Source organism: Spiroplasma endosymbiont of 'Nebria riversi' (genome assembly GCF_018831625.1).
Classification (GTDB): domain Bacteria; phylum Bacillota_I; class Bacilli_A; order Mycoplasmatales; family Nriv7; genus Nriv7.
The window spans coordinates 1,157,086-1,178,058 of the sequence record NZ_CP065193.1 but is presented as its reverse complement, the minus strand read 5'-3'; the positions used below and the strand labels follow the sequence as shown (position 1 = coordinate 1,178,058).

The following is a 20,973-nucleotide window of genomic DNA, read 5'->3' as shown; positions in this document are numbered from 1 at the left end:
ATACACTATTTTTAAAAATAAAAACTCTGGGAGGGTTGACTTTTACAAAATCTGCGTGTATAATTTAAAAAAATTAAGGAAGTTCTTTCAATAAAGTCAGGGTCCCCAAGGTCCTGCTAAAACGCGGACCCCTAACAGGTTGAAAAGCGGTGCCGAGATTTTTTGTAAGCTTAATAAAATCCTAGTATATTGACGCTTCGTTTGTGGAAGCAACCCGACCAGTCGATAATTGTCAAAAATTTATATATTCTTTAAATTGCAAAAACAAAAAGAGACCTTTTTACAAGGTCTCTTTTTAGCCCAATTAATTAATTTTTGGAGGAGTTATTTAAATGTCAAAAAAAATGAATTACTACATATAGGTATATTAATCACTTTAATAGTATTTACTTTTGTAGGAATAATTTTAGGAATAGTAGCTTATATCAGAAGCAACAAATACTTTCTAAAATCTAATGGTGAGATAGTCTATTGCGGAAGTACCATATGAAAACAGATACGTAAAGGTCAAGGTCCAGGTCAAGGTCCAGGTGAAGATAAAGATAGAATAATAATGAATTTAATTTGTTCAAATGAAGATGAAAAAAAGAAGCATGATAAAATACTCAGAGGTCCTTTGTGAAAAGATGTGGTGATATGAGACGGAAATTATGAAAAGGGATATTTCAATAATCAAAAAAGAGACTAATTTAATTAATCTCTTTTCTTTATTTTATAATTCTAAATTAACATAAGAAGTCATTTTATCATTAAATAAGCATATATTATCCATTTTAATTAATGTGTGATTTGTTTCAATTTCGAAATTATATTTTCCTTTTCCATAAATGCTCATAACACTATTTAACTTTGTTTTTTCAACAATGCAATTTACAAAATTTTTACCATAATTACCATCTGCAAGTTTTATATCTTTTGGCAGTAAACTAGGGATGTCGTTTGGTTCCAAATTATTAATTAATGGCAGTCAATTAAACTGATTACTATTCAATTTAAATAATTGATTTTGCGAGATATCATTATTAACTAATTTAATGTTATTTTTATAAAAATTAAAGTACTCTGATTTTAAAATAACTTCCACATCCTTAAACTTATAATACCCATCTTCAAGTAATGGAACCGAAATAAGTTCAAAATAATAAGGCAATAATAGTTTATAATCATCATTTAAGCCCATATTTATTGACAATTCAGAAAGTATATATTCAGAAAGCATCATAATAATTTGTTTAAATATTTGTGCCGATGGGTGCTTTAATAATTTTGGATTTTCAAATTTTCAGTACTCAAAAAGATTAGTAATAACTACTTCGGGTTTTTGACCAACAAATTTATTTTCTTTCAATTTTGCAATATCATTATCAGGTTGATTAGTATCTTTAATATATGTTGCATGTTCAAAATTAGTGCGATAGTTATAAGTATAATCTAACATGTCTAATAATACTTTTTGTAAGCTATCAATTTTAAAAATTTCTTTAAATTCTAATTCCACTCTATCATAATCTTTAGTTAAATTATATGAGGTAGAATCTAGACAACTTGGCTCAAGCCCGCCAATAGCACCGGGTAAAGTGATTGTTTCATTTAAAATAATATTTTCTTTTAATAAATCTACCGGTAGACAACCAAGAGGTACACTTTGATATTTTTGTGTATTTCTAGTAAAATGCATTGATGTTACTCTTGCATCAATAAAAACTTTTTTTCTTGATTCTGTTCCGCCACCAACCGTAATCAAATCTAAAGCACTTTTCTCATTAAAAAACATTTTTGCTTTTTCTCATGCTAAAACTTGGCTAGACATTCATTGTTGTAATATTCTAACTTTTGGTTCAGTTTCAATCGGCATTGATAGCATTGGTAACATAACCTTGTCATTTTCTATAAATAATCGCGGATAACCCTCAACGCCGTTTACTTCTCCAATTAATTTAATATTTCCGAATAAAGCTTGCCGTGGAAATTTAATAGTAATTGCTTTAACCTTTGTATCTTCAGGCAATTGTTTTTGAATACGCACGATAATGGGATTAGAACCACGAACTTTAAAATCTTGCACCCGCAACAAAACCGTTTCCTTGGTTACCTTAATTGATTTTGGGGCATAGCGTTCGGTGTAAGAATTTATAATATACAATTCATCCAAATTATTTTCGTTTGCCGGTTCACCAATAGAAACAACATGAAGATTAAATTTGCCGTATAAACTTTCATCTTGAAAAATTATAGTCTTAGCATCGACCATAGTATATTCAACACTGTTATCTTGAATATTAGTAGCATTGCGAGCATCTAATTCTAAATTAAAGTCACTAAACTTCATAAGCAATCGTTTTTTTAACTTCTAAAGGGTCAATAAAGCCAATTTTAACAACATTGGGAGAAAAGTGTATAAATTAGGTTTATTTGCGTTTTTAATAAGGTTGTTTAAAGGATAAATATATAATTCGCGTTTTCTTGTTTCGTTATAAATTGTATGTAAGTCAGGGTCTGATTGTTCGGTGTAATTTGCAAAGTCCAGTGGAGTATTATCAATTGCATAATCACGATATTTTGTTTCATTTTCTTGACTTGGTTTAGTCTTTCAATCCGCAATTTTATTGTCCTTTCATATCAATATTATTAATTTCTTTACCAATTGTGGTTGTTACATTCAAATTGACTTTGATTGTCATTTTTTCAAGTTCTTTCGAAATAAAACCGTTACCATTCAAGTCGCGGCCAAATTTAAGTAGTAAGTAAATAAAGTTTGCATGGGTTTCTTCTCGTAATAATATTTTTTGCTCAAGCATATTGTTAGTTTGAATATTAACGGCCGAACTTTCTTGGTGAGTTTGTTGAGCCCCTTTATGAATTGCAGGTACGTGCATCCCAATCCGTTTATTAATCTCGGTCACATTTCAATCATATAAATAAGTTAATTCTTTTCCTCTAAATTGACCATTAATAGTAGAAAAGGGTATTGGATTTTGTGCTTGATCATAATTCATGACTAAAACATGATTTTTAATAAAATCATCAATAATCTTATTCACATTTTTTTGAACATTGCCAACAAGTGAATTTGTATTAATAAGAAATCTTGTGGCGTTTAAAATAGCATCTAGAATGCTTTGTTCATAAAAAATATCTAAAGCTTTTAATTTATCTTCAACACCAGCGATGTCAGCACGCTAACTTGGTAAATTAGAAAAAATTGCAATTGGTATGTAGTTAATTCTAAAACTTGGTTAATATTTAATTTTTCATTATTGAGTTGTTTTTCAAAATCATTAACTTTTATTATTGTTTGTTCCAATTTGGAAGTGCCATTATTGTCAACAGTTTTTTTAGTGCTTAGTTCATAAATTTCACGCGTAATTTTTATTTTGCTGTTTTCTAATTGGTAAGTTTCGTACATGCGTAAATTAAGATTATTTTTCTTATAGTCGTCGTAAAAAATTGTACATTGAATTAAATTTCCCAACACATCATATTCTCGCTCTGCTACTCGTATGGGTTGAAAGTTCATAATTCCTTGATTTAAAAAAATTAGAAATACCAAAATACCAATATCGCTAGCTCGTTTCTCATTAATCCAGTTTTTACTTTGAAAGTCATTTTTATAAAGTCATGCCATTATTTTTGGTGATAAATCTTGTTGACTAATATTAATTTCCAATTTCTTAGGAGTTAATGCATTAGCTATAGTGTCGGACACATACGATTTATAATAATCTTCATGACCAAAAGGGGCAAAACCATACATTCGCAAAATTGATTTTTCCATTTCGCGTTTTTTAACTAATAAATTATCAGCTTTATCACTAAATCATTTTTTTAGTAAACCATAATGGCATTATTTATTTTCCAATTATTTAACTCGTTTTTTTAAAATTTCAATTTTTTCAGAAATTAATTTTCCCAAAGGTACAAGCCCTAAAGTAATAAAGTTTAAAAAGTAAATTAACATTTTTAATCAAAATAATTTTTTAGGCATTATTTTTAACTCCTCGTTTTGGTTTATTAATATTAATTTCTTTTTTATTAGCGTTATTATTTTTGATAGCAATAACCATATCAATCTTATTATTTATAATCATTAATTTGGTATCAATTTTATTTAACGCTTCTTTATTTTCTTGCTCCATTTTTTTCGCCTCCTTTTTTGTTTTTAAAGCTGAGATTATTCCTGTAATGCCGGCCGTTCCACCCAAACCACCAATAATTGCTGTAAAAATACTTGCTACTGTTTCTGAATTCATATAATACTTTCTCCTTTTTTAATATCTAATTTATTTAACTCTTGCACCTAACCCAACATAAATATGTGCCATTAAACTAGTATTTCGTGGGCGAGTTTCATTTTCACCATATTCTTGTGTTTTGGCGTCAAAATTAAAATTCAAAGAATAACCAGGAGCTCAATCTCCATCTTCCGCAAAATATCTTTGAAATTTAAAAGCTGCATATCCGGGATTATTATCATTTAAATTGGCAGGTTCATTGCGGGTTGTCACATTAATCCATTGTAAATCAAGAATAGCTGTCATCTCTTTTGCAGTTTTAAATTTGATATTGTGATAAAAGTTATAATTTTTAATGTTCGCCATATAACTATCTACTCAAATTTTATGGCGATGCCTCTCAACAGAAGCTTTTTGTTGTTGAAGTAATTTATTGGGATTATGTCTAATAAAATCTCCTTCACCTAAAGATGGAGTTACAAGTTCATCCCCACCAGCAAGAATGATTGTATATGCTTTATCTTGAAGAGCAAATCAACCGTTTTCAATTTTCTTTTTACTGCTAAATCAAACAATTGTACCAATAAAAGAATTTTGCAATAATTTAAAATTATTTGTTAGTATATTAATTTGTTTTTGTAATTTTGCCGAAAAATCAGCAGTTGTAGCATGCGTATAATCGCCCTCTTGAGGATTAGGTTGTAAAACATTTGGTGGTAAAGTACCAATCTGCTTTGGGAAAGACACCGTTAAAGTTTCTGTTTCATGTTCATAATCAGAATTTGCATATTCTTCAATAACTAAATTAGTTACAGGACCTCTAAGATTAGGATTTTGGGGGCATGTGTAATCCTGGCAGCGACTTTGAAAAAATTTTAATTGTTTTTGTAAAGTAAAACGATTATTACTTTCTTGAACAAGTAGGAGGTGATTTAGCAGTTTATTATCAGCATCATTTCGTTCATTTTTTTCTTTATTATCAGCATCAATTCGTTCATTTTTTTCTTTTTCTAATAACTTATCAACAACAAATTTACTGTAATACAAACCTAAATCAATCATATTAGCATCAACTGTATTTTCATCATTATAAGGAATTAAGAAATTTTTTAATTCTGTAAAATTAGCTAATGCTTTAACTCTTTGTGGGATCATATCTTGAGTGTTATTTGCTAGAGTAGAGGCGATATAACTTGTATTAGAAGTATTCAAATTATTTGTTGCATCAACAAATAATTCAACTGGTACTCTGTTAAACACTCAATGCTCAATCAAAATATAAATCATGTCCATTACGGTTTCTTTAATTTCATCAGGAAAAGTAGTAAATTCTCACTTGTTAAAGATAAAGTCAAGATACATGTTGCAATCATTTTAAGCTCTTAAAGTGAAAGTTTTAAATCAATCATCAAAATTAGCAAAATTTAAATCTTTATATTTAGATGCTATACCATCTAAGATTCCAGTAAGTGGTTTGATAGTATGATAACCATTAATGGTTATATTTGGTCAAAGTTCTTTTAAGAGCATTTTTTATCACTTCCGATTTAGTTTTTTATTGATAGTAGTAATTTTTTTAGTTATTTGTTTTTGGATCATATTTTTAGCATTAATTTTCAAATTAATATTTTTATTTTTAACAAGTGTTCTAACAATGCGGTTTTTAATATTTCGTCCAACAATTACCTTACCCAAAACACTATCAACGGCTCAATTAACATAATTGTCTTTATTAAAAACTTGATTAAAATTTTCTTTAACTTTAAATAAATTTCCTTCTTTATAACGATCATAAGTTATTTTTAAAAGCGGAGTTAAAACTCGATATAACTTTATGCTGTTGATGTAAAATTCTTGAACATTTGCTGGTAAAAACGGCATTAAAGACAATATGTTACCTTTAGTTTTACCCCAGCCAATTGATCAACCACTTTCATACATATAAAATTTAAAAGGACTAGACGCAGTTATTAATTGTTGTAATTTTAAGGGAGTAGTAATTATTGGTCCTATTGGTTGATATTCAGGATTTTGGTAGTAAATTGTAATTGCAATATCTGTTAGTATTCCTGTTTTTTTAACTTTGACTGCAAAAAAGACATCAGATATTAATGGCAATAAAGTGCCATCGGCAATTATTTTCTTTTGCACTCTTGAAACAATGTTCTTAAAATTTGTATATTCTTGAATTTTGGTTGTAGTCTTTAATTCTATCTCTTTAATCGTTTCTCTTACAGGCTCAAACACTTTATTTAAACCTTTTTGAATTTGATATGTTGGCGACAATTTTTTCAATTTTTTTGATTTTTCCATAATTTTATTAAATTTTTTAAGAAATTGGGAACGAAAAACATTTTCTGCTCGTAAAGTATTTAGTGATAATAATGTACGTTGACGAATTCCTGATTTTTGCATTTGGGTAATTAAATTAAATCAGTTTTCCGTTGGCATTTTTGAAATTTCATTAATGTTTGTTCCGTAACGATTTAAAAATTGATTACCTCATTTTTCTTTAAATATCCTTGTTTTAGTTACAAGATTAGGATTAATTTTTCTTAGTAATGTTTACTTTTCTAAAAGATGAACTAAAGTTGTTAAATTTTCACTTTTATAATTCTTAACAAATTGTTTTCGTGCCAAAAATCCTAAATGATTAAGCATAGTTTCTTTAGTTGGTTTTTTAGTATAGTCAAATCAAGTTTTATATTTGTCAAGAATAATTTTTTTATTATAAACCTGCGAAATAACCTGCTCTAAATTATTAGCTGTTGTTATTCCTAAGTGATTAATAATTTTATTTTCTTTCGCTAGATTAAAAAACTTTGTTGTTTTATAAGCTCTTGATATCTTACTAATTTCACCAATAGCTGGCGTTAAATTAAGTAAAGTGCTTATTGTATTACTTTGTTCTTTATAAATATCATATACTTGATTAATTGTAAAATCAGTTACAACACGCACACTTGAAGCAATTAATTGGGATGTTAAATTTGATAATCCAGCACTTAGAGAGAATTTTAGCGACGAACCAGCAGTAAATTTTGCTAATAAAATACCAATGACTTGCACACCTACAAATTTTAATAATTCCAGTAAAAAATCATTTTCTTGTTTTTGGGGCATTCACATTCGCGTAGTTTTAATAACTCTCAACTGCAAAGCAGTTATATTAGTTCCAATGGGCATAATCTAAAAAAGGCTACCTATCTATAGCCTAATTTCCTTTTTAATCATCTTTTTGACCTTGGTCTCCGCCTGGGTCTGGTGTTGATTTGTGATAATGAACCATTTTGGCTACAGCAACTTTACCAGTAAAAAATTCTCGTTCAGCGATATAAACTTGCCCCATATATTTTTCGTCTGTATACATACCTACATCCATAGGCAAATCAATACCCGTAAATGTCGCATATGCCAAAGTATTAACTCATATCATATCAATATTCTCGGGCAAGCGAGATTTAGGCACTTCAATAGTTATACAACCATTAACAACACCAACAACTCCGTTGACCATGCCTAGCACGCCATCAGGAGAAGCGGTTACCAATTTCGCATAAGTAGCTTCGGTCACTACATCAGCCGTAGCGAGCAAGAAACCACTTGTCCACTCATTTTCAGAATTGACAACAGCAATTCTCATTTTTGCCATTTCTTCAAGAATTGTGTTTTTAGTAATCGGTTTTGCGGTCGCAATTGCTGTACCGCCACCGCCAGCCACTAATTGTTCAGCGTCGTATTTGTCATAAATTTCAGCCATTTGTTGGCGAAGACGAATAATCTTACTTTCAATGAATTTGGGACCTACTGCTTTATTCTCTAAACGCCCTATGCGTTCTTGAATATCAATTACCTTGTCCAAAGTAGCTTCTATTTTTTTCTCGTTGCATAGTTAGATTTGGAACCAGTATTTGGGTCTCATGTTTTATTAATAACTCCGTCCGTCGCAAGTGGAATAACTACTTTCTCACCATATTCAAATTCGGTAAAAGCTATTTCATTTGCAAAAAGTTGGTGAATTAAACTTCCTGTTCGTGGAAATTCGGGTCTTCATTTGCTTGAAACCAATGTTCTTAATTGGTCAACATTAATAAAAAATGCCATTATTATTTATCTTCCTTTCTTTTAAACATTAACTACTGAGGCGTTAAAGCATCTGATGAAAAAATTATTTCTTCTGAGTTAGAAGGGTTAGTATTTTTATCATCAGCCTTATTTGGAACGCCTCCTGTGTCTAATGTGTGTTTAATTTTTGGCATCGTGGCCACAAAATTATTAATATCATTTTTAATTACTTCAATATCATTTTCAAAATTAATTGAGTTTTTCACAAAATTAATAAATTGATTATCAATATTAGCATCTTGAATTAATTTATTAATTTCTTGTTCTTTTTTAAAAGTTAAATATTCTTTTTCTTTGTAGGCAAGTTTTTTTGGTGCATCCGTTTCTCTTTGTAACAGATTTTTTGCTTTTTCCTGAAAATTAGCAATATAGTCATTTTGCTCAGTGAAGCCACGATATAAATTTTTCACCTTAAAAGTTCCATCAGCATTTTTTTCGGGTTGTCCGTCTTCACCAATAAAGACGATTTTTTTATCTCTAATTTTCATTTGGTGTGTACTCCTTTTTCAAATAAAAAACTCATTTGATATTCTAATTATTGAGTTTTTCTAATTATTGAGTTTTTAGCTATTTATTTTTTCTTTTTTTTCCAATTTTTTTAAATTTTTCAACCTCAATGCTAAAAAATGTTTTGTGGGTGGTCTTATTTGGATAATAACGATTGTGTAATTTTCCCTCAATTAAAATAATATCGTGTTCTTTTAATTTTAAGAATTCTTTTTGCAACTTTTCTTCATAAATAGAGAGCGTTGTGTAGTTAAGACCCACCCAAATAACTTGAACATTAACAACTTTAACAACAACACTACTAATAGCTATTTTTTGCTTAAATTCTGTGATTTTGGGAATATCTTTTAAAATAACTGTCAAATTCACAAAATTAACATAATTAATTACTTCATTTTCTTTTTTAATTTTTAGTGCTTTTAACATTTTGTTTTACCTCATTACCCAAAAAGTATTGAATATGCTTTCACGCATCGTGCTCGTGTTTGGTAAGTTTTAAGTTTCCTTTGTAAAAAAATCCTTTCTTTTTAGAAGGCTCTTGTCTAAGAAAGTGCCAATGATATTTAAACCTTAAAAGACTGCTTATTGCTCCAATAAGTTCTGAGGTTGCTAAAGGATTGGTAATCGTTCTACCTTTAGTTAAGAAAAAATTTTCAATAATAAACAATGGCTTAAAATTTTCTATTCTTTTAAAATTATCAAATAATTTTTTAATTTTAAAAATTGCTTGTTCAACGCTTTCAGAAATTATTGTTTCGTTAAATTCAATGCATGAATTTTCAAAATTCCAAACAACAATACCAGTAGAACCGATTCCTGCGGGATCAATACCAATTATATAATTCATAAACTAAATAATTACCCTATGACAACTACATTTTTTGTTCTAATTCAGTTTTTTTATTAATAGAATATATAAACTTTTGACAATAATCTTTATCTGATTCATCCACATTAAATCATGTTTTCATTTTTTAATTCCTTTAATTTTCTATAAACAATTTGTTTAGGCAAAACATTATGACAAATATAAGCAGTTTCACTTGGTGGATTTTTGCAAACTATACCATTATAAGCAATAAACTTTATTCTTTTATTAAAAACTAATAACTCACACTGATCTATTTTTTCTCTAATTGGTTTTAATGCAATACTTACTAATGGTATTAACATCGCAAACGGTTTACCTAAATTAAATAAATGTTCTATTACTTGCTTTCTTTTACTAAATGGAGGGTTAGAAATAATATAATCATATCTATCCACATCACTTTTAATGTAATTAAAGAAGTCAATTCCATCTTCAATATGACTATTTCAAACTTTATGCCCATTTTTTTCTAAAACACATACAAATTCACTATCAATTTTATCAAAAGGGCATAAAATAGTACTATTAGGTTTTAAAAATTCTAAAATTGATTTTATAACATATTTCTGTGTGTATCTTTTATCATGAACATTAATTTTATTTAATAAATTATAATTTAACATAATTAACTATCAATTCCTTTCTTAATTATTTTTAATTTGTCATTCTCTATTTTTAATTCTTGTTTTTTAGTTCATTTTGCTTGTGGCACAAAGCAATTTTGATAATCATAAGTTTTTTTTAGTTTTCCGCTTACAATAATTTTCTATTCTTTTAAACTCACATTGCAATGATTTTTCTTTCAATTGACAATTAATTGCTTTTAACGCTGTAATTAATTCTTTATAAGAATATTTTTGGCGTAATGCTTTAAGTAAATAAAAATGTTTATTTTCCTTTAATTAATCTTCCTAAATTATTTCTTTATAAATAATTCATTTTCGCGGACGAATAGCTTTTTTCTTGTAATAAATTACAGTTTCTAATGAGTGTACTTTTCTTTTAAAATTAGGGTCATTACGCGAAAACCCATAATAGCGTTCTACAATTTCAGCAACATTATCATAAACACCGACTAACTCATTAGTTTCGCAAGAATATATAACATAACAATATTTTTTAGACATCTCGCACTTGTTCAAGATTTAATCTAATTTAAATCAGTTTCTTTTAGTCATTCGGGAATAATATAATTAAAATTAATATCTTTATCAAGTTCAGATTTTTTAATATTTTCTAAAAATTTTTGTCGATTTTTAATTTTCACTTCTTCATACAAATTAATAATTTCTTACCCCTTAATGGTTGTAATTTTCTGTGCACCGTTAGCATCATACTTAATAACTTAATAATCATTTTCTGTAAAAATACCGATCACCATCTGATTTGCATATTTAATTGATGGGTATACTAGTTTTCGAGGAACTCAAGAAACACCACCACTATTGGTAATTGATAGTAAAATCACATTTGTTGTTTCAGCAACAATATATTTTTTATTCAAAAACAAATTTTTTAAGTTAGTCATTATTTTTTAACTCCTCATATCAATAATTTTTTGGTTTTTGTAAAAAGATAATATATATCCTTCCTTATATACAATTTCCTAGTTAGCTAACATAGTTAACTATCTAAACAAATCTATGTTATCTCTCTTATGTTAACTAAGTTATGTTAGCTAACTAGGTGCGAGAAATGCTCGAAATTACCAAAAAGCATTTTTTGGCACACCTAAAAAGTGTTCTCATATTTACAACACAACTTTTTAAATAGAATTTAATAGAATTTAGTTTTTGTTCGAACAAGTTAATAAATTAATAAAGTTAGTTTAATTTTATTAATTAAAATACCTAACTCCTTTAAAAAATTATTGTTAAGAGGAGCATTCTTACTGGTCTAAAATGTCTGTGTTACCTTACATATTTTAAAATTTTTTGTGTAAAGCACACACTTATGTTAGTTTTACACAAAATCAATAAATAAATATGAGCTCAATCAAACTAAGTTAATTAGTAAACGAAGTTTACTAACAAAAATTGTTAAACATTCAAATCTGCGATATATAAATGTTTAAAAAACTTAGTTAAATAACTTAGTTTATAACAAATAAGAAAGGTAATTTATTATGAAAAACATTGAAAACATTTTCTTAAATACTAAAAAATATCTCTTAAAAGAAACACAAAATGCAATTTTAATTAAAGCACCAAAAATTCCGTGATTTTATAAACAAATCGGTATTTGGTTTCCAAAACGATTTGTTTATAAAGGAAAATATGAAAATTCCATTTGCATCGGAATAATCAAAAATAATGAACACCAAGTAATCTCAATTAATAAACAAGAGCAAGAAACCAAGTTAATTAAAGGACAAGAATTATTAAGTTTCTTCATTGCCGAAAAAGAAAACAACAAAAAAGATACAAATTATAATTATTTTAAAGGAGTTTAAAAATGAATATTGCGATTGGACTAATATTTATTATCATCTGCATAATGTTACTGGCATATTTTGCTTATAAAATTTATGCCAAAATAAAAATTAGAATTAAATATAAAAATGCCATTAAAAATAATACTGGTAATTTTACAAAAGACGAAAAAGTGTTTATTGCTCGCTTTGAAGAATGAGTTAAAACCCCTAATTCAAAAGAAAATAATGAGAATAAAAAATAATGTTTTGAGAAATTATTATGGAATTATTAAAACTATTTATTCCGATAGAAAAAATGCCTGTACAAGTTGCGTTTATTGCCGGATTAATTATCATCATTATTTTTCTTTTCGCATTAATTTCAATTATATATTTACCAATAAAAATGATTTTTAGGAGATAAAAAATGACAATAAACTTAAAAGAATTTGATTGAGAACAAATTAAACAAACTTTCTGAGATTTATTTATTCAAATTACAACTATTCCGGCTCATATTAGTGGTGGCAAAGAAATTGATTTAACCCAAGAAACACTTTGGCTTTTAATAGCAAACATTGCCTTTTGATTACTAACAGCTATTATAGTGTGATTTATTCTAATGTTATTTTGAAAAACCATATCAGTAGTATTTAGGTAGAGACAAAATTAATGTCAAGAAGTTACATTGTGATGCATTCCCAAAGAAATTCAAAATTAATTAGGAAAAAATACAGTCGTGTTAAGACTAATCGTGGTTTTAACAAATTTAAGAAAAACTTTGAATATAAATGATGAATGTTTTAAAAAGAAGGGGGGTGATTATATGATTGGAACTTTCTTAGCCGATACAACAGCAACAGTAGAAAAAATAACAGCTAGAGACGCGAAGATTAAATAATGAAATGCAATTATAACGGCGTTTACTAAAATGTGAGATATTATTGCTGTTAATATTCCGCAAGTCGGTAACTTCTTTGCTGACTACTGAATCTTCATTTTTCCATTTATTTTGGTAATATTCTTTATTTGCTTTAAAATGTTTGAAAAATTATTTGGAGGAGTACGCTAACAAAAAAATAAAGTGAGGTGCAAGATGAAATTTTGCAAATGAATAATAGAAAAAAATAACCATTTTATTGAATTAAATCGCGCCTCATTTTTAATTTTATGACATTGAGGAGCAATTTGATATATTTACAATGGTTATTTTAAAAACATTGTGAGCTATTTATTTTTAGCAGGTTGTATTTTAATTTTTCTTTTTAAAATCGGTAATTTAACACAAATTAACAAAGTTATTAATTTCTTAAAAAATTCACCATTAAATATTGTGATTGGTTCATTAGGAACTGGAAAAACTGCTTTTCTAGCATACGCATCAAAATTACTAAAAAAGAAGAAATATCATATCGCATCAACGTTTCCATTATTATAAACCCAAAAATTAAGTTTAGGTCATATGAGATTGTTAGACTTTGATTATCTGGTATTACCAGACAAAACCTTACTTTTATGAGATGAAACCAATTTATTTTTAGAGGGGACCGATTGAGAAAAAAATAATACCAAAAACGAAGAAACCGGTATCCAAGAATATTTCGCTCTGGCACAGCATTTTGGCCATATTGTTCTCGCTAGCGGTCAAAGAAGAGATAAACATATTTGAGTTAAAGTTCGTGATATTGCTAATAATGTAATTGTCGGCATTCGTAAAAAACCCATTAATATTTTTCACCCTTACTTAAAAGTCATCTATGGTACCTTTACGAGTATTGAAGAATATGAACGCTGACGAAACACCTTAATTGATGCTAAAAATAGTAAAAAGGGCCGTCGCATTAAATATCGTGATATTCCTGAACTTGATATTTATTTTTTTAAACTAAAAATTCCTTTACCAATACTTAATACTTATAATTCTTTTTACCTAGCGTTTTTAAGAGATTACTTAAATTCAAAAGTAAATCCTGACTATGAAGACAAATACTATAATGACACAGCAATTGATTTAGAAGACTTAGAATACTTAAAAATGGATAAATTTAGCAAATTTTTAAGAAAAATGAAAGAAAAGGAACAATAAAAAATGGAAAATCTCGCAAAAATGGCCGACTTTCTCGCCCAAATGCTTTATAAAGTTTTTGATTTAATTTGAAGTTTAGAAGTACCAGGAACAAAAATTCAATTAATATTTCCTTTATTCTTAACACCGGCTGTAGAATTTCTTATGGCAATTATTCTTGGATTTGGTAGTCAACAAGTTAATTTAGAAAAACAACGCCAATATGCTGTTAAAAATAAGGGCCGTTTAAGTGCATGAGGAATAGTTAAAAAACTTATAAATCCCATAAAACCAAATCATGGTAAATAACATTTTTTAAACTAATTATTTTTTTTATTTTAATAACTTTTCTTGGATTATTAGCTGGTAGTCATTTTGAAACTTTAACAAAATATATTAGCGTAGATTTAAACCAATGGCTCGAACATTTTCGCAACATCCAATCTTCACCATTCTTGGTGTTACTTGTGTACTTATTGCTTTATTTATTGTGATTAAAGGACGATAAAAATATGAAAGGAGAATAAAAATGAAAAAACTTTTAGGCAAATTATTTAAAAAAGATAATTTAAAAGAAAAAACGCCATTAAAATTAAGAATTAAAAATTCTTTTAAAAAGCAGTGGTTAAAAATAGTATTAAGTATCATTTTCATCTTTATAAGCTTATTAATTTGTGCATTAACAGTAATCGATACTAAATGAATAACCGGAACAAGTGACGAATTTAATAATTTTATGAATGAAGAGATGGTTAAATTCTTTGGCAAGTTCAATAGAGGGATTATGCTAGCAGGAATATTTGTTTTTTGATGAGGCGGAGCAATATATTTTGTAATTAAATTTGAAAAATTACATTGAGTGACTTATTAAAAAAATCAAAAGCAAAAAAATAAAAAATAAAATATTTTAAAAAGGAGTGATAAAAATGTTTATGAAAATATTTACAGTGTTAATTATTAGTTTTAATAACATTTTTACCATTCCGCAAAACATTAATAATGACAAACCAACATCACAACTAATTAGAAATAAAAGACAAAATGATAAAACTTATAATTTTGAAATCAAAGGCTTAAAAAAAGTAGAGTTTTGAATTTCAAATACAAAAATTTTACGAGTTCAAATAGAAAAAAAAGATAACATCAATCTAAATGAGAAATTACCAGAATTAAAAAATTTAAATTGAAAATCATGGTTTTAAAAACGAAAGTTATTTTTATCACAAAACTTCTAGTAGTGAAGATGAAATTAATACAAATATTTTAAAAATCAAAGCTTTTAATAAAACCTTAATTGCTGGAAATAATTATTTACAAATTACACGGTGAAAGTGAAATCTGAAAATACGACACCGAAAAGACTAATGATTATTACTTAATTAAGTATCTTTTTGGTACTTTAAATTACCTTAATGTTAAATTTAGTTTTTTACGCTACGACCCCGAATCAAGGAATGACATTTACCTTTATTTTAAAAACAACATTTCTAATATTAACAATAACGATTACAAAAATGTTTTTAACGAAATCTACGAAATTCTTGGTAACTTCTTTGCCAGTTTATTTTATGCTATTTTTGATATGGACGAAAAAACATATACCGAAATTGATTTTAAGGGCATAGATGACTACAACAAAGATTACTTTATTCAAATTGGTTTCTTTTATCGTTCGTTAATTACTTTTTATCCCAAAAAATATTTAATCAACGTTACTGGTAATTCAGAATTACTACTAAGAAGTTATTTCTTTACTTTTGATAAAAAAACACATCAAGAGAATTACGATGCGGTTAAAAAACAATATAGTATCTACCAAATTGATTTTAATGTCCTTAAATCCTATGATAATAAACTCATTGTCTTACCAACCGCCAACAAAACCGCTAACAGTATTAATTATCTCAATACTGACATTGATATTCGTTATGGTATTAATATTTTTACCTTAACACTCCCGCTTTATCACAAAGGAAACAACTATAACTACAATTTTAAAATCTATGATTTTAATGTTCTGAATTTCACCGCGTTTATTCCGGACGGTTCGACAAATTCGGAATGAGACGACTTAATTCCACCAGCAAATTGTAAATATTCCGGACGGTTAATACCCACATTTAATGCTATCGGTTGTGCCATTCAAAATTCTGGTATTAAAATGATTAACTGAATGCTAACAGCGTCACAAATCATTACAATTTTGCGCCCGTTAGCAATCATTGTGAAAGCAACAATTAACTTTTCAACTACTGTTTTTCCGGTTTTTAAAACGGTACCCGCCTTTTATTATACCTTTCAGTTTTTAATTGGATTTGCCATTTTTCTAATGATTTTAAGAATTTTTGTATAATATATATATATATATATTCAAAAAAAACAATAAAGGAGTTAAAATAATGAAAATTTTAAACATAATAACTCTTTCGTGACTAACGGCATTGACAATAGCGGGCTGTTCTAAAAAAGCGAATGAATTAGTAGAACAAAAGAATAAAGTTTATGATTTTAAAATCAAAGACTTAGAAAAAGTAGAATTTTGAATTTCAAATACAAAAATTGTACGAGTTCAAATATATAAAAAAGATAATAGCAATTTAAATGAGAAAATACCAGAATTAAAAAATTTAAACAACTTTACTTTCCTATTTACACAAAAATTTCAAAATAATCAAGATAAACAAGAAAAAATTAGAAAATTAATAACTACACACGGAACAAAAATAGAAAATGAAGATGATAAATGAATAATTAATAAAAAAATAACAATCAAAGCAAAAGGCACATAGTTAAATGTTTGAACCAATAATAATCTCACAAAAGATTACTTTTTAGAAAAAATAAATGATTTTGAAATTGAAATTGAAAATCCTTAATAATTAAATTTAAAAACTGTTAAAATTACTGACCTATATATAAAGGTAGTTTTCTATGATGACAATACCCCTAAACAACTAAGCAACTTTTTCATTTTAATTCTTCTTTCTATTTTGAAAAAATTAAAATCAGTGATTTTAATTAATTACTGATTTTAATATTTTTCTTATTTTTACAAGAAATCAAGAAATTAAACTTTTTATACTTGTTGTTAAATTGATTGCTCCATAAAATTGATAATAATTTTTTCATATTATGTTTATCTATTTTTTAAATATATATGGCCCCTTAGAAGTTGCAAAATAAATTTTATTAGTGATTTTATCAATAAAACTATTTCAAATATCAATGCCTTCTAATGTATCAATTTGTCTAACAGTTGGTGTTAAAGATTTTATTTTATTTTTTGACAATAAATAAATGTTATTATAATTAATAAAATAAACATTGTTTTTATTATCAATTAATATATTTCTATTACCTTGTATTCTATATATTTTTGTAAATTCTGTATTACTTTTTAATAAGTAAGTAAAATAATCTGTACCAAAGTACATATTATCATTGTTATCAACAACTATTGCTTTAATATCTCGTCTATCTATTTGTGTAAATTTTTGAACTTCATTTGCTCCTTGTTTTAAAACATATATTCCATTATTATTACCACCATTTTGATATATTTCAAAATAAATATCACCTTTTTTATTAATAGCTAGAGTATTAACATCATCAGAATTTGTAAAAATTTGTTTAAAATTTATTTGCTCAGGCACGGTTGTTCCATTTTTCAATACATAAATATGACCACTACTTGTTCCAAAATAAATATCATTATTGTTTATTATAATTGAGGTAACACGCTCTTCATTTATACCATTTATTTTGGTTGCGGTTGTTTCGTCTTCTTTTAAAATATAAACATTACAATCAAAATTATAAAGTAAACCAGTTGCAATATATATATTATCATTATTATCAACAACTATTGATTTAATATTTGTATTTGGTATTCCCATAATTTTAGTTTCTGTTGTTTCGCCTTGCTTTAAAACATAAATATTATAATTAACATCATTACTTTTACTTTTACTAAAATAAATATTTCCTTTACTATCAACGGCAATATTTCTAATATCAGATTCTATATTGGTGAGTTTTTCAATATAATAATTATTACATATATTTCTTTGTACTCTATTTAAATTTTATAAATTATTTGTTTGTGAATAATTAATTTTACTTTTAATTTCTGAAGCCGGAGCGTTTCCAACAATTCCTGATATCCCGTTTCCCGCTATGGTTATTGTTCCTAGTAATTCTAAAAGTTTTTTCATATTAATCAAATCCTTTTCGTGAATTTTTACTAATTAATAAAATTTACCGAATAATCAACAACCTTTCTCCAAAAATTAATCTACAGTCTCTTTGGATTGGAATTTCATTATATACCAACAAATAAAAATTTCTACTTTTTTAGGTCATTAAATATGAAAAAATTTGATAAATTTACAAGTAACGGTTGATTATAATCAAATTAAATTAACAAAAACAATTAAATAGAAAGCAGGGTTATAAACAATGAAATATATTATCGTTGAAAATCAATTATCAGATTTAGAAGCACGCTTACAATGCTGATTAAAGAGTTTTTATCGAGATAAAAACTATCATAAAACTAAAAAACGAATTAACAGTTATTTAAACCTATGCAAACAATTTTATACCGAAAAAAATACTTTAAAATCATTAGTTAAAAAACACTTTCACAATATTGATATAACTTTTTATCGTTGAGCTAAAAAAATTATTAATGGTTATTATGCAAATGATTTTGATAATTTAATAATTAAATCAACAAAACCATTAAATCCTCATTATCAATTTAATATTGAAAGTCGTAAAAAAGTATGTGATTTATTTTACAAATACAAAAATATCAAAGCTGGTGGTGTTTGTTCATTATATAATAATCTTCTTAGCGGCGAGCATGACGCCCATAAATATTATTTACCAAGGAATTATCAGAACATTTTATCGTTGAATTAAAAATAACCCTCGCTATGATAAAATTAGACAAAAAATTAAGGAAAACAAGCGTTATTATCATCGTTATGAAGTAAAAGAAATTGAATTAATACAAATGGATGCTAAATACTTTCCCAAGTCAAAATATCCGGTAGAAAAAAATATGTATGTTTATGACTTTATTGATGAAAAGACAAGAATAGTATTTGGTTATTTTTATGATAGCTTAGGAACTAATAATGCGATTAATGCTGTACAAAGAGCAATATATGATTTTAAGAAGTTTGGAATAGAAATTAAACGAATTAGAACTGATAATGCTCCAGAATTTACTACTACTAATTGGAGTAATAAAAATGAATATAAGATAAAAGAAAGACCTTTTAGTAAATATTTAAAAGATAATAAGATAATACACGAAACTACTCCAATAAGGTCACCACAAAGTAATGGTAAGATAGAAAGATTTCATAAGAATTATAATAATTTATTATTGTTAGATGATATCAAAAGATTTAATACTAATGAATTACAAAGATATTTAAATGAATATTATTACTTTTATAACTTCCAAAGGAATCATTGAACAATAAAAGACACCCCATTCAATTTTTTAAACAAACTTTTAAAAACCTCTTGAAACCAACATATGTCCGCGCTATAGTACATATTTTAAAATTTTTTGTAGAAACCATATACATATGACAAGATTTTGGTTTCTACAAACTTGCTTTTAATTAATAAATAAATACGAGCTCATTTATTTATTGCAAGAAATATAAGGTTAAATTAAAACTTATTATTTTTAATTATGCCTTGTATTTTTTTGTGCCTTAATAGTAATAAACTAAGTTAAATATAACTTAGTTTAATATAACTAAATATATTTGTAAGGAAGGTATATATGTGAGAAATATTGAAAATATTTTTTTAAATACTAAAAAATATCTTTTAAAAGAAACACAAAACGCAATTCTTATTAAAGCACCAGAAATTCCGTGATTTATTAATCCTATTGGTATTTGATTTTCAAAACGATTTGTTTATAAAGGAAAATATGAAAATTCAATATGTATTGGAATAATTAGAACTGGTGAGTATCAATTGGTTTCAGTTAATAAGAAATAACAGGATTCTAATTTGATTATATGACAAGAATTGTTAAATTTTTTTATTGCTGAAAAAGAGAATGATAAAAAGGATGTAATTTTTAATTATTTTAAAAATTAATTTTAAAGGTGTTTTAAGACGCCTTAAGAGTGGCGGTAAAATGTGTGTTGGATTTTAAATTAAAAAAACTCCACAAAACATCTTGGTTGATGTTTATAGTAGTGGTGAGGCGGCGTGGAAAGCGTGGTATGGCAACGCTTTTTAGGACACTTTTTATGTAGACTGTTGTTTTCTAAATTCAACAGGCGTTAAATAATTTAGGCTGCCGTGAATTCGAATGTTGTTATATCAATTAACAAAATCAAATAATTCGTATTTTAATTATGTTAAATTTTCAAATTTTTTACCCTCAATAAATTCCGTTTTAAAGGTTTTGTAAGTTGTTTCAGCAACAGCATTATCATAAGGACACCCCTTATTGCTTAATGATCTTTTAATTTTAAAAGTGCTTAAAATTTCATCAATAATTTTATTTTATTTGAAAGTCCACATAAATATGGTCCAACTTATTGTAACCTATCCATATATATCGTGCTTTAATACATACCAACATTATTAATTCACTTTTATTTAATTTTCAAAGAACAAATTTTTAACACCTTATAAAATAAAAAGACAATCATTGCTGACTGCCTTAATATTTATTCAAATCTTTATCTACCTAATAAAACTTTATGCATCCTAA

At 26.5% G+C, this 20,973-nt stretch carries 37 protein-coding genes and 1 pseudogene; 17 read left to right on the top strand and 21 right to left on the bottom strand.

Features of this window, described 5'->3' with window-relative positions:
- Positions 1–229: 229 nt before the first annotated feature.
- Complete coding sequence (locus tag I5Q57_RS07595) at positions 230–688, top strand: hypothetical protein (RefSeq protein ID WP_215825965.1); 459 nt, start codon at positions 230–232, stop codon at positions 686–688.
- A gap of 24 nt (positions 689–712) precedes the next feature.
- Here I5Q57_RS07595 and I5Q57_RS07590 read toward each other — a convergent pair whose 3' ends face one another.
- The 18 genes from I5Q57_RS07590 to I5Q57_RS07515 form a co-directional block, all read right to left on the bottom strand.
- Positions 713–2,329 carry a hypothetical protein gene (locus I5Q57_RS07590; RefSeq protein ID WP_215825964.1) on the bottom strand — a complete coding sequence of 539 codons (1,617 nt, stop codon included), beginning with the start codon at positions 2,327–2,329 and terminating at the stop codon, positions 713–715.
- Positions 2,330–2,603: 274 nt separating this feature from the next.
- A complete protein-coding gene (locus tag I5Q57_RS07585; protein WP_215825963.1) occupies positions 2,604–3,041 on the bottom strand; it encodes a hypothetical protein in 438 nt (145 codons plus the stop codon).
- Between the two features lie 104 nt (positions 3,042–3,145).
- Positions 3,146–3,775: a hypothetical protein gene (locus I5Q57_RS07580; RefSeq protein WP_215825962.1), complete on the bottom strand. Its 630-nt coding sequence runs from the start codon at positions 3,773–3,775 to the stop codon at positions 3,146–3,148.
- Positions 3,776–3,859: 84 nt separating this feature from the next.
- On the bottom strand, positions 3,860–3,985 hold the full coding sequence (locus I5Q57_RS09760; protein WP_256444887.1) for a hypothetical protein: 126 nt from the start codon (positions 3,983–3,985) through the stop codon (positions 3,860–3,862).
- Positions 3,978–4,250, bottom strand: coding sequence for a hypothetical protein (locus I5Q57_RS07575; protein ID WP_215825961.1), 273 nt, complete (start codon positions 4,248–4,250; stop codon positions 3,978–3,980). The genes I5Q57_RS09760 and I5Q57_RS07575 overlap by 8 nt, the downstream gene beginning before the upstream one ends.
- 30 nt (positions 4,251–4,280) lie before the next feature.
- Positions 4,281–5,519, bottom strand: a complete 1,239-nt coding sequence (locus tag I5Q57_RS07570) for a hypothetical protein (protein ID WP_215825960.1) — start codon at positions 5,517–5,519, stop codon at positions 4,281–4,283.
- Positions 5,520–5,606: 87 nt separating this feature from the next.
- Entirely contained in the window at positions 5,607–5,762 is a 156-nt protein-coding gene (locus tag I5Q57_RS07565) for a hypothetical protein (protein ID WP_215825959.1), read from the bottom strand.
- 3 nt (positions 5,763–5,765) lie between these two features.
- The gene (locus tag I5Q57_RS07560) at positions 5,766–6,683 is read right to left on the bottom strand and encodes a hypothetical protein (RefSeq protein ID WP_215825958.1); all 918 of its coding nucleotides are present in this window, start codon (positions 6,681–6,683) and stop codon (positions 5,766–5,768) included.
- A gap of 114 nt (positions 6,684–6,797) precedes the next feature.
- On the bottom strand, positions 6,798–7,418 hold the full coding sequence (locus tag I5Q57_RS07555; protein WP_215825957.1) for a hypothetical protein: 621 nt from the start codon (positions 7,416–7,418) through the stop codon (positions 6,798–6,800).
- A 40-nt stretch (positions 7,419–7,458) separates the two neighbouring features.
- On the bottom strand, positions 7,459–8,094 hold the full coding sequence (locus I5Q57_RS07550) for a hypothetical protein (protein WP_215825956.1): 636 nt from the start codon (positions 8,092–8,094) through the stop codon (positions 7,459–7,461).
- Between the two features lie 8 nt (positions 8,095–8,102).
- A complete protein-coding gene (locus I5Q57_RS07545; protein WP_215825955.1) occupies positions 8,103–8,336 on the bottom strand; it encodes a hypothetical protein in 234 nt (77 codons plus the stop codon).
- 32 nt (positions 8,337–8,368) lie between these two features.
- A complete protein-coding gene (locus tag I5Q57_RS07540; protein ID WP_215825954.1) occupies positions 8,369–8,845 on the bottom strand; it encodes a hypothetical protein in 477 nt (158 codons plus the stop codon).
- Between the two features lie 79 nt (positions 8,846–8,924).
- Positions 8,925–9,290, bottom strand: a complete 366-nt coding sequence (locus I5Q57_RS07535; protein WP_215825953.1) for a hypothetical protein — start codon at positions 9,288–9,290, stop codon at positions 8,925–8,927.
- A complete protein-coding gene (locus I5Q57_RS07530) occupies positions 9,268–9,711 on the bottom strand; it encodes a hypothetical protein (protein WP_215825952.1) in 444 nt (147 codons plus the stop codon). The genes I5Q57_RS07535 and I5Q57_RS07530 overlap by 23 nt, the downstream gene beginning before the upstream one ends.
- Before the next feature lie 107 nt (positions 9,712–9,818).
- On the bottom strand, positions 9,819–10,358 hold the full coding sequence (locus I5Q57_RS07525; RefSeq protein WP_215825951.1) for a hypothetical protein: 540 nt from the start codon (positions 10,356–10,358) through the stop codon (positions 9,819–9,821).
- A gap of 288 nt (positions 10,359–10,646) precedes the next feature.
- Positions 10,647–10,862 (bottom strand): hypothetical protein, encoded by a 216-nt coding sequence (locus tag I5Q57_RS07520; RefSeq protein ID WP_215825950.1) that lies wholly within the window; start codon positions 10,860–10,862, stop codon positions 10,647–10,649.
- Positions 10,863–10,885: 23 nt separating this feature from the next.
- Positions 10,886–11,014 carry a hypothetical protein gene (locus tag I5Q57_RS09755; protein WP_256444886.1) on the bottom strand — a complete coding sequence of 43 codons (129 nt, stop codon included), beginning with the start codon at positions 11,012–11,014 and terminating at the stop codon, positions 10,886–10,888.
- A gap of 66 nt (positions 11,015–11,080) precedes the next feature.
- Positions 11,081–11,263 (bottom strand): hypothetical protein, encoded by a 183-nt coding sequence (locus I5Q57_RS07515; RefSeq protein ID WP_215825949.1) that lies wholly within the window; start codon positions 11,261–11,263, stop codon positions 11,081–11,083.
- Positions 11,264–11,860: 597 nt separating this feature from the next.
- Between I5Q57_RS07515 and I5Q57_RS07510 the strand changes: the two genes are divergently transcribed.
- The 13 genes from I5Q57_RS07510 (at position 11,861) to I5Q57_RS07450 (ending at position 17,002) form a co-directional block, all read left to right on the top strand.
- Positions 11,861–12,187: a hypothetical protein gene (locus tag I5Q57_RS07510; RefSeq protein ID WP_215825948.1), complete on the top strand. Its 327-nt coding sequence runs from the start codon at positions 11,861–11,863 to the stop codon at positions 12,185–12,187.
- Positions 12,188–12,189: 2 nt separating this feature from the next.
- The gene (locus I5Q57_RS07505; RefSeq protein ID WP_215825947.1) at positions 12,190–12,411 is read left to right on the top strand and encodes a hypothetical protein; all 222 of its coding nucleotides are present in this window, start codon (positions 12,190–12,192) and stop codon (positions 12,409–12,411) included.
- Between the two features lie 17 nt (positions 12,412–12,428).
- Complete coding sequence (locus I5Q57_RS07500) at positions 12,429–12,572, top strand: hypothetical protein (protein ID WP_215825946.1); 144 nt, start codon at positions 12,429–12,431, stop codon at positions 12,570–12,572.
- Between the two features lie 3 nt (positions 12,573–12,575).
- Positions 12,576–12,809, top strand: coding sequence for a hypothetical protein (locus I5Q57_RS07495; protein WP_215825945.1), 234 nt, complete (start codon positions 12,576–12,578; stop codon positions 12,807–12,809).
- A gap of 78 nt (positions 12,810–12,887) precedes the next feature.
- The gene (locus I5Q57_RS07490) at positions 12,888–13,049 is read left to right on the top strand and encodes a hypothetical protein (RefSeq protein ID WP_215825944.1); all 162 of its coding nucleotides are present in this window, start codon (positions 12,888–12,890) and stop codon (positions 13,047–13,049) included.
- Between the two features lie 30 nt (positions 13,050–13,079).
- Positions 13,080–13,220: a hypothetical protein gene (locus I5Q57_RS07485; protein ID WP_215825943.1), complete on the top strand. Its 141-nt coding sequence runs from the start codon at positions 13,080–13,082 to the stop codon at positions 13,218–13,220.
- Positions 13,221–13,244: 24 nt separating this feature from the next.
- Positions 13,245–13,586 (top strand): hypothetical protein, encoded by a 342-nt coding sequence (locus I5Q57_RS07480; RefSeq protein WP_215825942.1) that lies wholly within the window; start codon positions 13,245–13,247, stop codon positions 13,584–13,586.
- Positions 13,587–13,616: 30 nt separating this feature from the next.
- Entirely contained in the window at positions 13,617–14,234 is a 618-nt protein-coding gene (locus tag I5Q57_RS07475; protein ID WP_215825941.1) for a hypothetical protein, read from the top strand.
- 3 nt (positions 14,235–14,237) lie between these two features.
- Positions 14,238–14,522, top strand: coding sequence for a hypothetical protein (locus tag I5Q57_RS07470; protein WP_215825940.1), 285 nt, complete (start codon positions 14,238–14,240; stop codon positions 14,520–14,522).
- Between the two features lie 220 nt (positions 14,523–14,742).
- Positions 14,743–15,084, top strand: a complete 342-nt coding sequence (locus I5Q57_RS07465; RefSeq protein ID WP_215825939.1) for a hypothetical protein — start codon at positions 14,743–14,745, stop codon at positions 15,082–15,084.
- Between the two features lie 55 nt (positions 15,085–15,139).
- Positions 15,140–15,415, top strand: coding sequence for a hypothetical protein (locus tag I5Q57_RS07460; RefSeq protein ID WP_215825938.1), 276 nt, complete (start codon positions 15,140–15,142; stop codon positions 15,413–15,415).
- Between the two features lie 92 nt (positions 15,416–15,507).
- A complete protein-coding gene (locus I5Q57_RS07455; RefSeq protein WP_215825937.1) occupies positions 15,508–16,566 on the top strand; it encodes a hypothetical protein in 1,059 nt (352 codons plus the stop codon).
- Between the two features lie 46 nt (positions 16,567–16,612).
- A complete protein-coding gene (locus tag I5Q57_RS07450; protein ID WP_215825936.1) occupies positions 16,613–17,002 on the top strand; it encodes a hypothetical protein in 390 nt (129 codons plus the stop codon).
- 351 nt (positions 17,003–17,353) lie between these two features.
- On the opposite strand, the gene I5Q57_RS07445 is transcribed toward I5Q57_RS07450, so the two are convergent.
- Positions 17,354–18,109, bottom strand: a complete 756-nt coding sequence (locus tag I5Q57_RS07445) for a two-component regulator propeller domain-containing protein (RefSeq protein WP_215825935.1) — start codon at positions 18,107–18,109, stop codon at positions 17,354–17,356.
- A 189-nt stretch (positions 18,110–18,298) separates the two neighbouring features.
- Complete coding sequence (locus I5Q57_RS09750) at positions 18,299–18,427, bottom strand: hypothetical protein (RefSeq protein ID WP_256444885.1); 129 nt, start codon at positions 18,425–18,427, stop codon at positions 18,299–18,301.
- Positions 18,428–18,671: 244 nt separating this feature from the next.
- Between I5Q57_RS09750 and I5Q57_RS07440 the strand changes: the two genes are divergently transcribed.
- The 3 genes from I5Q57_RS07440 (at position 18,672) to I5Q57_RS07430 (ending at position 20,246) form a co-directional block, all read left to right on the top strand.
- Positions 18,672–19,139 (top strand): hypothetical protein, encoded by a 468-nt coding sequence (locus I5Q57_RS07440; RefSeq protein WP_215825934.1) that lies wholly within the window; start codon positions 18,672–18,674, stop codon positions 19,137–19,139.
- Positions 19,081–19,782: a DDE-type integrase/transposase/recombinase gene (locus I5Q57_RS07435; RefSeq protein WP_215825933.1), complete on the top strand. Its 702-nt coding sequence runs from the start codon at positions 19,081–19,083 to the stop codon at positions 19,780–19,782. Before I5Q57_RS07440 ends, I5Q57_RS07435 begins: the two co-directional genes overlap by 59 nt.
- A gap of 242 nt (positions 19,783–20,024) precedes the next feature.
- Complete coding sequence (locus I5Q57_RS07430; RefSeq protein WP_215825932.1) at positions 20,025–20,246, top strand: hypothetical protein; 222 nt, start codon at positions 20,025–20,027, stop codon at positions 20,244–20,246.
- Positions 20,247–20,501: 255 nt separating this feature from the next.
- Here the strand turns inward: I5Q57_RS07430 and I5Q57_RS09505 are convergent.
- Positions 20,502–20,762: pseudogene (locus I5Q57_RS09505) on the bottom strand (IS3 family transposase); the annotation flags it as partial.
- Positions 20,763–20,973: the final 211 nt, after the last annotated feature.